The sequence below is a fragment of the Methanothermobacter sp. THM-1 genome (assembly GCF_009914355.1).
GTDB lineage: Archaea > Methanobacteriota > Methanobacteria > Methanobacteriales > Methanothermobacteraceae > Methanothermobacter > Methanothermobacter wolfei.
In genome coordinates this window covers 1,128,508-1,141,211 of the sequence record NZ_CP044013.1, presented here as the reverse complement: position 1 = coordinate 1,141,211, position 12,704 = coordinate 1,128,508, and the positions used below count along the sequence as shown (strand labels likewise).

Here is a 12,704-nt window from a genome sequence, read left to right as displayed (position 1 = left end):
AGGGTTTTCACTGGCCAGGCGATTTCCGGTGGTTGACCTTTGATTCAAGTTCTTCAATTATTCTTTTCATAGCCTCCTTCTCCTGGGGTCCTCCAACCTTCCGGGCAACCCTGTTCATCTCCCGCACCCTCTCCATGACCTTCACAGGATCAGAGATTTCTGCGCGGGTATACTCGATGAGGGACTCTATAACAGCGTATATCCCCCTGTTAAGCGCGATACGAAACCCATCACCCTTCATGACCTCACGGACCCCTGCCCTGACAATTGAAACCGGGGACTCCCTGAATCTGTCCCTCTTCACAACCTCCCTCACGGATTCCACTTCTGCTGTGAAGAATGCATCGGCACCCTTCAGGTACAGGTAATCCTGGTGCTGGGAGAACATTTCATCATCGAGGTCAGCAAGGGCGGATTCTGTAAAGAGCAGTGGGTCGAGGGTTATGTTAGCGGTGAATCTCCCTGTTTCAAGGATGTTCTGGAGTGTATGTGTCCCGTGGTAAAGATAGAGGGTAACGCTCCTCTTACCGGTGCACAGGACACCGATGGGAGCTGCATTCCCCTTCATGGACTCATCCCAGGTTACAGTGATTGTCTCATACAGTCTTCCCCTCTCCATATCAAGGGCTTCAAGGTCTTCGCATACTCTGTAACGATCCAAGGAAACAACCTCTCATGAGTTATAGGGCCCGGGCTGCAGGGTTCATACCTGTGGATGAACCTAGGTTTGCAGGTTCAATCAGCTGCAGGATTTAATATCTTTTTATATGTACTGGCCCTTAGGGTGTGTGTTCAACAAGCTGCAGGATTTATTCCTGTTTCCTGAGGACAAAACCCTCTATGTCTGCGTTTATGACGCAGTCAAAGTCCAGGAGATCATACCATCCTGCCTTCCTGAACATGTCCATGTAGCAGAGTCCCATGAGCTTGCCATCATCCTTAAGGGCCTTCCCTACCAGTTCCTTAACGTCCTCGATATCTGAGCCTATCCCTGGCATTGAAAGTCCGCCGAGGAGCACCAGCACATCAACCCTCCCCGGGTTGACTTCTCCAAGTTCAACACCGTAATCTGTCAGCTCAAGGGTCCTTGCCCTTTCAAAGTCAGTGGATGGAATGAAAAGGTTCTCCTTATCCCTCACAGCATAGGCAAATAACTGTGCAAAGGGAGTGCATACTCCGGGGACCCCTGCAAATCCTATCCTCTCAGCCTTGGCGGTCTCCTCCCTGAAGACCCCAAGGTGTCCCTTTATACCTCTAAAATCCTTCACCTTCTCCATGAGAAACACCTTTAAGACTTATGGTTATAAATTACCGGTCCACATATAACTATTTTCTGGAAGGTTTCAGATGGAGTGATAGGATGGAGATAGAAAACCTTAAAAGGGCCCTTGAATTACTCTCATCATCGGATGATTTTGGACTGCTGGTCCCTGAGGTCAGATCAAACATTGTAATGGCACGTGAAGGTGCTAAAGACACTGAAGACGTGGCAGCAGTACCCGGGAGAATCACTGAGTTCCGTGGAAAGGCATTTGCATGCCGTGAACCAGAATACGGTGCATCGTCCCACATGGCACGTTTCATACTGACCTTCATGAGACACAGACCGGAAAGGAGGGCAGCCATTAATATTAAGTTCGATGAAAGTATAATCAGGATATGTGAGAAGGCAGGGCTTGTGGTTTCCTGCTATGACAGGAGCAGGGAGCCAGCCAGTGTAAGGGATTCTGAGGGCGGAACCATACCGTGGGGTGTGGAGGAGGCCTTCAGAGACTCAGAGTCACCCCCGGATGTCATATACCACAGGGGAGCCTGGGGTAAGGAACCCATGGTTGTATTGACGGGTAAGGACGCCGTTGAAGTTGCTGAAACCGCCCTTAAGATTGCAGAGGAATACAGGATTCTGATGGAGAGGATTTGATGAAGTATAAAATGTATGATGAGCTCATGGAACAGCCAGAGTCCCTCAGGAGGACGATGAAACTTGAAGGGGAACATATGGACAGCATATCCTCCGATATGGTGGACTGCAGGCACATCTACCTTGTGGGCTGCGGAAGTTCCCTTTCAACATGTTACAGTGCACGCGACGCCCTGTGCATGAACTATGAAACAGCAATCACCGTCATGACAGGGTATGAATTCTACTATCATCAGAAGATCAGTAACAGGGACTCTGCGGTGATATTCACATCACAGTCGGGTGAAACAGCAGATACCCTGGCAGCCCTCAGGAAGGCCAATGAACTGGGCCTTAAAACCATAACGGTTACGAATGAACCTGAAAGCAGCATGGCATCCGAGTCATCCGAGGCCGTGATAACCAGGTGCGGTCATGAGGAGGCCATACTCGGAACAAAGACCTACATGACACAGCTCATGTCCCTCTACAGGATTCTCTTCGGGATGTACAGGGATGAGATGGCTGAAGGGGTGCTCCTGGAACTTGAAAGACTGCCAGTGGAAATTGAAAGGCTCCTCAAGGACACCCGGGACCAGTGCAGGGACCTTGCAGAGGAATATTCCGGTGAGGAAATCTTTTACTGCATGGGGAGCGGCCCCAATTATGGACTGGCATACAAGCTTGCAATGACCATGCTGATGGAGGGGGCCCTTAAACATGCATGTCCCCTCTATTCTGGTGAATTCAGGCATGGACTTATTGAGAGGGTTGAGGCGGGTGTCCCTGTAATATTCCTTGAAGCAGGGTTTCCCGGTGATGAGCTCACATCAAGGGCAATTGCTTTCTGTGAAAAGCTGGGCGCCAGGAACATCGTATTCAGGATGTCTGATTATTCTGATCTTGAATCCATCCTTTCACCCTTCATACTTGCGGTTCCCCTTGAATGGTTTGTCTACTACCTTGCCCATTACAGCGGGGAGGACCCGGGCAGCACAAGGCACATTGGCAAGGTCAGGTACTGATAGCTGCCCCCTTTCCAACGATTTTTATGAAAAAAGCAGTAATAAAAGAATAAGAGATACATGGAGAGTGAAAAGACGGGAAATGACTGAATGAAAAATCTAAAATTAAAGGGTGGGTTTATTCCACCTTGAGGGTCTGTTTCTTTTTGACCTCAACCTTCGGGAGTTCCACGGTAAGGACACCGTTCTCAAATTTGGCTCTGGCATCCTCGACCCTGATCTTTTCAGGCAGCCTCATCTCCCTTCTTGCTTCACCGTACTTCCGTTCCTTCCTGACAAAGTTTGCCTCTTCGACTTCAACTTCCTCTTCGAAGACGGCTGATATTGATATTGAGTCCTCTGTGAGCTCTATGTTTATGTCCTCCTTTTTAACACCCGGCAGATCTGTTTTAATGATTATGGTGTCATCTGTTTCCATGACGTCCATGCTCAGTTTCTCTGGTATTGTCTCGGTGTACTCGGAGATCTTCTTCTCAAACTCCTTCTGCATCTCCTTCATGTTGCTTATCATCTCATCTATCATCTTCTCAGCCATCAGCCTTCTTTTCTCCAGCATGGTCATTGGCTTTTCAAGTTTCTTCTTCATACAAACCCTCCAATCTTTCAATTATCCTGGAGACCCCTCTGCCCTGGAACGCAGAAACCATCAGCGGATCTTCAACTTTATTAATATATTCCTCCAGATACTTAACATTTTCTGCAAGGTCCATCTTGTTGAAAACCGTCACCACAGGAATATCAAAGACACTCCTTATCCCAAGGTAGAGGCTGTACTGACTCTCAAGTGAGTAGCCGCAGGTTTCGGATGCATCGAAGATGAAGAGTATCACATCGGCTATGTTTTCAAGGGCGACCATGGCCTGGAGTTCAATATTGTTCATATCCTCAACAGGGCGGTCAAGGAGTCCCGGAGTGTCGATGACCTGGATCTTCCTCCATTTCCTCTCAAGGTGGCCTATCTGTATACCCTTGGTTGTGAAGGGGTAATCCGCAACCTCTGGCTCGGCACCCGTCAGGGTCCTGAGGAGGGTGGACTTACCAACATTGGGGAACCCGGCAATAACCACGGTGAAGGCATCGAAATCAACGGTTGGCATATTCCTGAGCCTGTTCTTTGCAAAGTCAAGGAAGTCAAGGTCACCCTCAATCCTCTTCACAACCGATGATATCCTTCCAAAGGCCTCCCTCCTCAGCTGGGCAGCATCAGAAGGCTTCGAACGCTTTATACGTGCCATGTAATCTGCTTCAAGCTGATTTAAAATTCCAGCAGCCCAGTTAAGGGCTCCGAGGGATTTTTTAAGTTCATCCACACCGACGGTGACGTCAATGTAGTCCTGGTAGAATTCTGGCAGGGATTCTATATCCGGTATTCTCTTGATGATCATATTCAGACGGTCCCGTATAACCTGACAGGCCGTCTGAACACGGGTTGATTCAATCACCTTGGCCTTCTTCTGGCCTGGTATCTTTGAACTTCTCTTGAGGGAGGCGGCCTTCCTGGCCCTCCTGAATCCCTTATCAAGGAGTTCATCTGTTGTTGGAACTGTTGGTATTATCATAAATCAATCACGCTTCCTGTTAACTGATAAGTATCTTCAGGGATAAGATCTTTATTACAATGCTTTAATTTTCCTCTTCATTGAATATCTGAGCCTGGAACCTGTAAACTCTTGTTTCAGGGTCATAGAAGCAGTCAGGGGGTAGCCCCGCCTTCATGCATGTGTTGCAGAGGAACTCCTCAGCATCCCATCCCCATTCAGGGGCAACCTGGGGGAGGAGGAGTCCGCGGGCCCATCCCCTTTCAACTATCAGTCCATCAACACCCACCCTTATATGTTCAGGGTAATCAGAGGGCCTTTCAACCTCAAGGGGTTCGGGCACGGTGAGCACACTGACCTCAACGGTTATGTCCTCAAGTTCCTCTGGTTCAACCGGAGGGAATCTGGGGTCCCTGGTGGCGGCTGAGATGGCGGCGTCTATCAGTGCCTCTATAAGTGGCTTCACGGGTTCAGGGTAACCTATACACCCCCTAAGAGCCCCATTTTTTTCAAGGGTCACGAAGACACCCCTCTTCTCCATCAGGGTTTCAGGGATGTCTTCATCCAGCTCAAACTTCTCGGAACCCTTTAAGTGTTCTTCAATGGCTCTTCTTGCAATTTTTACCAGTAATTTACCATCCTCTTCTGAAATCATGGAGACACCTGCATCTGGTGATTATCCTTCAAGGGAGCAGGGTGCGCATGGAGAGGGTGCGGCTGAACATGAACTTCCAGAGACCACGTTAATGATCGAACCGGTGAACCTAGCCTGTCCCGCCAACCATGGCATTCATGATCCTTACGTGGGGGCCGCCATCACCAACGGGCACACTCTGCCCTGATTTACCGCAGAATCCGATTCCAAGTTTAAAGTCGGATCCAACACCATCGATGTTTTTGAGGGTCTCAAGGACGTTTCCTGAGAGTGAAACATCCTTCAGAGGTTCCCTGACTTCACCATCCTCTATCCTGAAGGATTCAGCTGCATTGAACTGGAATATCCCCTTACCGGTGTCGACCTGACCTCCACGCGAACCCCTAAGGTAGACCCCGCTCTTCATGTCTTCGATGAGTTCCTCAAAGGATAATTCGCCGGGTTCAAGGTATGTGTTGCTCATTCTGACGATGGGCTGATCGGCTATGGATGAACGGGCATTACCTGAGGGTTCAAGTCCCAGTTTAAAGGAGGTCTCCCTTGAATTCAGGAGTGATTTGAGGATGCCGTCCTCCACAAGGACGGTCCTTGAGGCCCTGACACCCTCAGCGTCATAGGTGTAGCTTCCAAACCCATCCATGGTAGGGTCATCCACCACCGTAACCTCCTCGGAGGCAACATGATCTCCAAGCCTCCCCTCAAGGATGGAGTCACCCTGCAGTATGAGGTCTGCCTCGGCAGCATGTCCTAGGGCCTCGTGTACAAGGACCCCGGTTAGTTCCGGGTCCGTGATTACATTGAAGCGCCCTGATGGGGGTGAACTTGCAGATAGAAGCCGGACAGCCTTTTCACCAACCCTTCTACCGAATTTTTCAATATCCTCAGCCTCAAGGATTTCGAAGCCCCCGGTGCCTCCGCAGCTACCGTGACCGAACTGTATTCCGGTGCCGTCGGAGGCAACCGCGTTGAGGAAGAGGGCGACCTTAACATCACCGGTTTCAATACATGAACCCTCAGAGTTCAGGAACACCGCTGAGCTCTCAAGGTCAACGTAGCTGACGGTGGTGCTCACCACACCATCAATGGATGCTGCCTGATGCGCTTCAAATACAATGTCCCTCTTCTCTTCAGCAGAAACTTCTGATGGGGCCTTAAGGGTTTTGACTGATGTCTCATCCACTTCGGGTCCCAGGGATCCCACCTCCACATCCCCACTGAGGGATCCGGCCATTTTAAGAGCCCTCTCTGCCATCTCATCAATTCTTCCAGGTTCATCCGTGAATGCAAAGCCCCATGAACCGTTTTTAAGTACACGGATCCTGAATCCTGTGTCTGAACCTGATTTAACCTCCTGGAGTTTGCCGTCCTTCAGGAGAATCGAGTTTGTACTTGAATACCCTGCCCTTATATCAACGTATTCCGCGCTTTCATCTATACTCCTGATTATACCTGCAAGTTTATCAATGTCGAGTTCCATTTCCCATCAGCCTTCACACGTTTCTCTTGAATTATCTGTTCACCCAGACTTATGATTCTTTTGCATGGTATGGTAATGATATGCATTTTTTCTGGTTTCGTCATTCTCTTGCTTCCATGTTTCTGCGGTGATTCTGCCAGCCTTATGGCAGTTCGATGGTTTTTGCAATTCTCGCGGTTGCTTACAATAACCTTTTTATAATAAACATTTATATACTATCTAACCAGTATTTTATGATTACAGATAGCACCGGATGTGATTGTATTGAAGACAATTGAGGAGATAAACCAGAAGATCAGGGACGGAGATGCTGTGGTTGTAACTGCGGCAGAGATGACCCGGATAGTGGCCGAGAACGGTCCTAAGGATGCTGCAGATGAAGTGGATGTTGTTACAACAGGTACATTTGGTGCTATGTGTTCATCAGGTGCTTTCCTCAACTTCGGACATTCGGATCCACCCATAAAGATGACCAGGACATACCTCAATGGTGTTGAGGCCTACTCTGGTCTTGCTGCAGTGGACGCATACCTCGGCGCCGCACAGCCAAACCGCGACCCTGAACTGGGACTGGATTATGGGGGAGCACACGTAATAGAGGACCTCATAAGGGGCAGGGAGGTTGAACTGGTTGCAGAGGCCTACGGTACAGACTGCTACCCCCTGAAGAATGTTGAGACACTTATAAGTCTAGACACCATCAACCAGGCGGTCATGGTCAACCCAAGGAACTGCTATCAGAACTATGCTGTTGCGGTTAACTCCACACCCGAGACCCTCCACACCTACATGGGGACCCTTCTTCCAAATTATGGAAACGTGACCTATTCAAGCGCAGGTGAACTTAGCCCTCTGATAAACGATCCCTACTTCCAGACCATAGGTACAGGGACCAGGATTTTCCTCTGCGGCGCCCAGGGTTACGTGGTGGGTGAGGGCACCCAGCACTCAACGGTGGGGGACAGGAGGAACGGTGTACCGGTCTCGGCATCAGGCACACTCATGCTCAAGGGTAACATGAAGGAGATGGACCCTGAATATGTGCGTGGAGCCACAATGCCAAGGTACGGGCCGACGCTCTACGTCGGTGCAGGGATCCCCATACCGGTACTCAATGAGGACATAGCCGCTGCAACAGGAATCTCAGATGAGGATATAGTCTGCAGGGTTATTGACTACGGCGTCCCCAGGAGGTCCAGGCCGGTTGTCATGGAGACCAATTACAGGGAACTCAAGACCGGTAAGATAGAGATAAACGGCGTGGAGGTTCCAACATCCCCACTGTCATCAATCAGGAAGGCCCATGAAATTGCAGAGGAACTTAAGTCATGGATTGAGAGGGGCGAGTTCCTCCTCACCGAGCCCGTTGAGAACATACCATCAAGGGGATGCTCCACAAAGCCCCTTGAGATAAGAAAGCCATCCATTATGGTGAGGGAACTTGAAAGCAAGCCCGTCATAATAACACACGAGGATGACAGACTCAAGGACGTGGCGAGGAAGATGGTTGAAAACAACATCAACCACATACCCGTCGTTGACAGTGAGGGTATCCTGAAGGGTATAGTGACATCCTGGGACATTGCAGACGCGGTTGCAAGGGGCAAAACAAGGCTTAGGGATGTGATGACCCGCAAGGTAATCGTGGCAGGGGAAAATGAACCCGTTGATGTCGTGGCGCGGAGGATAGATAAATATAACATCTCAGGTCTGCCAATAGTTGATGAAGAGAACCGTGTTAAGGGAATAGTAACAGCCGAGGATATATCAAGGCTTATTGGAAAGATAGAGAACAGGGGAGAGTCAATATGAAGGCATGGCTTAAATTCTCACCGAGGATTGTTAACAAGTCAATAATCTCAGAGGCCATAAAGAAGTATGACATTGACTTCAACATCCTCAGGGCCAACATCACACCCCGGGGAGGTAAGATGCTGGTTGAGATCAGCGGCCCTGATGAGGGAAAGGGGATCAAATTTATAGAGGAGGCTGGAATCGAAGTACAGCCCGCCATGAGGGTTGTTAAGAAGGACAGGGATAAATGTGTGGACTGCGGTGCATGCCTCTCACTGTGCCCTGTAAACGCCATATGCATGGAGGACGACTGGGAAGTGAAAATCGATGACCAGAAATGCATCGGCTGCAGTTTCTGCGTGAACTCATGTCCAACAAAGGCCATAATGCTCTTTGAATAAATTCGTAACATTTTTTTATTTCTGGACCGGGGAATGCTGAATGGTTTTAATAGTTGGCTCGGGTGCTGCGGGTGCAACAGCAGCCAGGGAACTTGCATTCAGGGGCTTTGATGTAACGGTCATTGAAAGGGGTCCATGCATTGAGGATAGGGACGCCTTCAGGTGCTACGATGAAAGTACAGGAACCCCAGACCTCCTGAGCACAAGCTGTGTTGGCGGATCAACCCTTGTCGCCGCCGGAAACGCTGTAAGGGTACTTGAAGACCGCCTCAAGGACTATGGTGTTGATATCAGCAGGGACCTTGACGCCCTTGAAGGGGAACTGGGGGTGTCTGAGCTGCCCGAAACCCATATCGGTAGAGGCACAAGGCTAATCATGGATGCTGCGGAGTCAATGGGCATCAGGGTAAGGAGGATGCCCAAATTCATAAGGCCATCCGAATGTAAACCCTGTGGTAAATGTTCCTTCGGCTGTCCCAGGAGTGCCAAGTGGTCGGCGAGGGAGTTCATTGTTGAGGCAGTGGAGCATGGGGCTGAACTTGTCACAGGGACTGAAGTAACTGGTATTATAGTTGAGGATGGTGCCGTAAGGGGCGTTACGACATCAGGGGGCAGTTTCTATGATGAAAGGGTTATTCTGGCAGCCGGGGCAATTGAAACACCACGGCTCCTTATGGGGGCAGGTATAGGTGCAGGTAAAACATTCTTCATGGACACATTCATAACCGTGGGGGGCCTCCTTGATGATGTGGGGTTCTGTGATGAGCTGCAGATGGCTGCCCTCATTGAAATGGAGGACTTCATATTATCACCCCACTTCTCAACCCTCCTCTTCCCTGGGGAGATGAAGAGGAGCGTTCTTGGCCTGATGGTCAAGATCGCGGATGAGGCCTCTGGCCGTGTTGAACCAGACAGGGTGGTGAAACACCACACTGAAGCCGATGTGAAGCACCTCTCTGAGGGGGCTGCCCTTGCAGGTTCAGTCCTTGTTGCTGCAGGTGTAAGGCCGGACACACTGAGGTCAACACATCCAAGGGGCGCCCACCCCGGTGGAACAGCACCCATAGGCCGTGTTGTGGATGAGAACCTTGAAACTTCTCTGCAAGGCCTCTTTGTGGCTGATGCGAGCGTTCTACCCGAGGCACCTGGCGCGCCCCCGATACTTACAATAATGGCACTTGCAAGGCGACTTGCACGCCATATTTCATCAGATTAGTTTTTTATGGGGCATCATCAAAATTGGATCCCCAACACTCCATTTCATCCAGCAGGGGACACTGCCAGACCAGCATCAAAGATTATAAGTTTGATAAAAAATAGAGGATATATAAGGTGAAAGGATGAAATGGAAAATTTTAAAACCCTTAACGCTGGCCTTTGCACTCATAATGCTTTTTTCAAATGTACAGCTTGCAGCGGCCCTCCAGACAGAGATAATATACACAGGTACCGGGGGAGATGTGGCAAGGAACTATTATGTCAAAAAGTATTCCCCGAAGACTTCGTTAACATCCCAGGTCTTCCAGGAGGCCAGGAAGGGAACCCCCATGTTCGTGTTTGGTAATGGCAGCGGAAGAAAGGTTATAATTGTTGCAGGGGTCCACGGTAACGAGCTCCCTGCATCAATCGCTGCGGTTAAACTTATAAATTACCTTTCGGGCAGGAAGATCAACGGCACAGTCTACGTTGTCCCCTTCCTGATACCATCATCCACTGCAAGGAGTTACAGGTACTGGAATGGCAAAAACCCCAACAGCATAGCCAATATCCCGGGCACACCCACAGGCAGGATAGTCCAGATTGCACGTGAGAGGAACGTGAAGGCTGTGGGGGACTTCCACTCAACAAGGCCCGGAGGCGTACCCGGCCGGACATCCATCCTCTGCACGAGGAGACCAACATATGAAAGCTACACCATGGCATCCTATATGAGCCGCTACAGTGCTTCAGCACTCATACCGTCACAGTTTGCAGGCAGGGACTATCCAGGGGCCCTTGAGGATGTCTGCAACCTCCAGGGGATACCTGCAGTGACCGCTGAGGTCAGATCACCCCATGGCTATGCATCATCAACCACCGTTGCGAAATCCTACAGCCAGATGATAGGGTTTCTGAAGTATAACAGGATAATTTAAACATGATGGTGACGGGAGGCGGATTAGTTCCTGAAGTATAACAGGATAATTTAAACTCTTTTTTGAGTCATGGGGTCCCTATTTGGTGTTAACCATGAAAAAATAAATTATGTGAAGATGTCCCTGATGAAATCAAGGGCCCTGTCGATGAGGCTTTCACCCATCTTCACGGATGATGGGAACACCATTTTGCTCCTTTCTGTGTGGTTCTGTATTATCTCCGCGAAGATGAGGGTGTAGTCATCCCTGCTGAGCCTTTTATCCCCCACCTGGACGTATGATGGAAGTCTCCTGTTGGTCCTTGCAAACTCATAGACCCTCCTTGCCACGTCACGGTACTCTGACCTTGACAGTGTCCCTGTATAGGTGCTCTCCATGCTTCCCGGGGCGTCGGATATTGTGGTGGTGTTCCTCTTTATGGGCAGCCCTGCGATGTACTGCGATGAAAGATAAACCCATTCCTCTCTCTTCATCAGGGGTTTAGTCCCGTTCACTATGCGCCTTGCGTCACATGAGAGGCCTGTGGGGTCTACCTCATGCCTTGCCACGTATCCTGATGAGTTAAGGCTCCTCAGATGCTCTCCATCTGCAGAATAGGCGTAATCTATGAGTTTACCTGCAATCATACGTGGTCTCTGGTCCTGGGCAACGGTTTTCGGTTCAATCAGCAGTATGCCGGCATCCTGGAGGTACCTGGCAGGGTTGTTGATACCTGCAAAGTAAACATTTGAGAAGTTGTCGTCCCAGGCCCTGGCAAGGTAACCGGTTGAGGCAAGGTTAAGGCTTCCATAGTTCACGTATACAACACCATCAAGGTCTGAGGCATATGACCTCAGGTAACCGGTCTTTATACCTGATATGGTGCTGTGCATTGTACCGGCACATGCTGCGGCTATGTAGACCGCAAGGGACCCTGGAGGAGCATTCTTTATGGCCCTATCCGCTTCCCCTGGTGCCGGTGATTTCTGGTCAAGGATAACCGTCGCTGAACCCCCTATCTCCCTCTTGATGGCCTCCATGAAGGATTTTCCATTAACACCGTTCAGGTTGTCTGAGCTTATATAGATTTTCTCAGGGTCCCCTGAGGCGTAACGGTTCATTATAACGGATGTGGTCTGCCTTGAGGATGACCAGAGAGCTGTGCCGTTTACGGTAACGGTGTCCGATAACCTGAAGGTTGCATTCTTCCAGAGTGTCATTGCAACCGGGAGGAGGGGTCCTGGAGCGGTGACAACGGTTTTAGAGTCCCTCTGAAGGGCCCTGAGGGTTGCTGAGTCGCTGCCATACCAGACCCTCTGCCAGGGAACTCCAAGTCCCCTGAGGGATGATGCAGGCACCCTGGACTCGGGGGCGCAGACGATTATCCTGGATGGCTTCAGACGCTTTATCTGGGTCCTGGTTGCTGATGGCATGGTCTTCCCGGTTACAAGCAGAGGGGCATCATTTCTGATGGCAATGTATGCCGCTGAAACTTCATTCCCGGTTCCAAGGACCACCACATTGCTTTTCTTCCAGTAAACTGCAAGGGATGATGTCCTTGCAGGTATCCTTGTGCCTTTAATCTTAAGGTCACCGACAACGACCACGTCCTTCCCCTTCAGGTGCTTCTGCACGGACTTCTCAGGAGTGTAACTGCTTAAAACAAGGGGGCTGCCTGTATGGGCTGCTGCGGGAGCCGTTATGATTGCATGGGATGGGTCGGTTACGAATACAGCTGCAGATGCCGGAGAAACCAGAAAGATGAATGCAATGAGCATGGCAGCTGCCTTCAGTGCTTTT

Annotated in this window: 13 protein-coding genes; 6 read left to right on the top strand and 7 right to left on the bottom strand. The window is 50.0% G+C overall.

Annotated elements, in window-relative coordinates; translation table 11 throughout:
• Positions 1 to 7 precede the first annotated feature (7 nt).
• Together FZP57_RS05925 and FZP57_RS05920 are read right to left on the bottom strand one after the other, a co-directional pair.
• On the bottom strand, positions 8 to 661 hold the full coding sequence (locus FZP57_RS05925; protein WP_238337864.1) for a DUF447 domain-containing protein: 654 nt from the start codon (positions 659 to 661) through the stop codon (positions 8 to 10).
• Positions 662 to 809: 148 nt separating this feature from the next.
• A complete protein-coding gene (locus tag FZP57_RS05920; protein ID WP_074359181.1) occupies positions 810 to 1,277 on the bottom strand; it encodes a DUF2124 family protein in 468 nt (155 codons plus the stop codon).
• Between the two features lie 83 nt (positions 1,278 to 1,360).
• On the opposite strand from FZP57_RS05920, the gene FZP57_RS05915 reads away from it, so the two are divergent.
• On the top strand, positions 1,361 to 1,921 hold the full coding sequence (locus tag FZP57_RS05915) for a thiamine-phosphate synthase family protein (protein WP_074359180.1): 561 nt from the start codon (positions 1,361 to 1,363) through the stop codon (positions 1,919 to 1,921).
• A complete protein-coding gene (locus FZP57_RS05910; protein ID WP_074359179.1) occupies positions 1,921 to 2,925 on the top strand; it encodes an SIS domain-containing protein in 1,005 nt (334 codons plus the stop codon). The genes FZP57_RS05915 and FZP57_RS05910 overlap by 1 nt, the downstream gene beginning before the upstream one ends.
• Before the next feature lie 118 nt (positions 2,926 to 3,043).
• Here FZP57_RS05910 and FZP57_RS05905 read toward each other — a convergent pair whose 3' ends face one another.
• The 4 genes from FZP57_RS05905 to FZP57_RS05890 all read right to left on the bottom strand — a co-directional run bounded on the left by FZP57_RS05905 (position 3,044) and on the right by FZP57_RS05890 (position 6,595).
• Entirely contained in the window at positions 3,044 to 3,511 is a 468-nt protein-coding gene (locus FZP57_RS05905; RefSeq protein ID WP_238337863.1) for an Hsp20/alpha crystallin family protein, read from the bottom strand.
• Entirely contained in the window at positions 3,495 to 4,484 is a 990-nt protein-coding gene (locus FZP57_RS05900) for an NOG1 family protein (RefSeq protein WP_191216057.1), read from the bottom strand. The genes FZP57_RS05905 and FZP57_RS05900 overlap by 17 nt, the downstream gene beginning before the upstream one ends.
• Positions 4,485 to 4,548: 64 nt before the next feature.
• Positions 4,549 to 5,118 (bottom strand): TIGR00296 family protein, encoded by a 570-nt coding sequence (locus tag FZP57_RS05895; RefSeq protein ID WP_191216056.1) that lies wholly within the window; start codon positions 5,116 to 5,118, stop codon positions 4,549 to 4,551.
• A gap of 109 nt (positions 5,119 to 5,227) precedes the next feature.
• A complete protein-coding gene (locus FZP57_RS05890; RefSeq protein ID WP_074359176.1) occupies positions 5,228 to 6,595 on the bottom strand; it encodes a TldD/PmbA family protein in 1,368 nt (455 codons plus the stop codon).
• A gap of 264 nt (positions 6,596 to 6,859) precedes the next feature.
• On the opposite strand from FZP57_RS05890, the gene FZP57_RS05885 reads away from it, so the two are divergent.
• The 4 genes from FZP57_RS05885 to FZP57_RS05870 all read left to right on the top strand — a co-directional run bounded on the left by FZP57_RS05885 (position 6,860) and on the right by FZP57_RS05870 (position 10,925).
• Positions 6,860 to 8,407 (top strand): homocysteine biosynthesis protein, encoded by a 1,548-nt coding sequence (locus tag FZP57_RS05885; protein ID WP_074359175.1) that lies wholly within the window; start codon positions 6,860 to 6,862, stop codon positions 8,405 to 8,407.
• The gene (locus tag FZP57_RS05880) at positions 8,404 to 8,790 is read left to right on the top strand and encodes a 4Fe-4S dicluster domain-containing protein (RefSeq protein ID WP_074359174.1); all 387 of its coding nucleotides are present in this window, start codon (positions 8,404 to 8,406) and stop codon (positions 8,788 to 8,790) included. The genes FZP57_RS05885 and FZP57_RS05880 overlap by 4 nt, the downstream gene beginning before the upstream one ends.
• A 40-nt stretch (positions 8,791 to 8,830) precedes the next feature.
• Complete coding sequence (locus tag FZP57_RS05875; protein WP_074359173.1) at positions 8,831 to 10,006, top strand: FAD-dependent oxidoreductase; 1,176 nt, start codon at positions 8,831 to 8,833, stop codon at positions 10,004 to 10,006.
• A gap of 124 nt (positions 10,007 to 10,130) precedes the next feature.
• Complete coding sequence (locus tag FZP57_RS05870) at positions 10,131 to 10,925, top strand: succinylglutamate desuccinylase/aspartoacylase family protein (RefSeq protein WP_238337862.1); 795 nt, start codon at positions 10,131 to 10,133, stop codon at positions 10,923 to 10,925.
• Between the two features lie 107 nt (positions 10,926 to 11,032).
• Here the strand turns inward: FZP57_RS05870 and FZP57_RS05865 are convergent, their stop codons facing one another.
• Entirely contained in the window at positions 11,033 to 12,682 is a 1,650-nt protein-coding gene (locus FZP57_RS05865) for a pseudomurein-binding repeat-containing protein (RefSeq protein ID WP_238337861.1), read from the bottom strand.
• Positions 12,683 to 12,704 lie beyond the last annotated feature (22 nt).

Excerpts from the sequence above, each read along its gene's own strand:
- FZP57_RS05920 (WP_074359181.1), bottom strand. The coding sequence starts at position 1,277 with ATGGAGAAGGTGAAGGATTTTAGAGGTATAAAGGGACACCTTGGGGTC.
- FZP57_RS05915 (WP_074359180.1), top strand. The coding sequence starts at position 1,361 with ATGGAGATAGAAAACCTTAAAAGGGCCCTTGAATTACTCTCATCATCG.
- FZP57_RS05910 (WP_074359179.1), top strand. The coding sequence starts at position 1,921 with ATGAAGTATAAAATGTATGATGAGCTCATGGAACAGCCAGAGTCCCTC.
- FZP57_RS05905 (WP_238337863.1), bottom strand. The coding sequence starts at position 3,511 with ATGAAGAAGAAACTTGAAAAGCCAATGACCATGCTGGAGAAAAGAAGG.
- FZP57_RS05900 (WP_191216057.1), bottom strand. The coding sequence starts at position 4,484 with ATGATAATACCAACAGTTCCAACAACAGATGAACTCCTTGATAAGGGA.
- FZP57_RS05895 (WP_191216056.1), bottom strand. The coding sequence starts at position 5,118 with ATGATTTCAGAAGAGGATGGTAAATTACTGGTAAAAATTGCAAGAAGA.
- FZP57_RS05890 (WP_074359176.1), bottom strand. The coding sequence starts at position 6,595 with ATGGAACTCGACATTGATAAACTTGCAGGTATAATCAGGAGTATAGAT.
- FZP57_RS05880 (WP_074359174.1), top strand. The coding sequence starts at position 8,404 with ATGAAGGCATGGCTTAAATTCTCACCGAGGATTGTTAACAAGTCAATA.
- FZP57_RS05875 (WP_074359173.1), top strand. The coding sequence starts at position 8,831 with ATGGTTTTAATAGTTGGCTCGGGTGCTGCGGGTGCAACAGCAGCCAGG.
- FZP57_RS05870 (WP_238337862.1), top strand. The coding sequence starts at position 10,131 with ATGAAATGGAAAATTTTAAAACCCTTAACGCTGGCCTTTGCACTCATA.
- FZP57_RS05865 (WP_238337861.1), bottom strand. The coding sequence starts at position 12,682 with ATGCTCATTGCATTCATCTTTCTGGTTTCTCCGGCATCTGCAGCTGTA.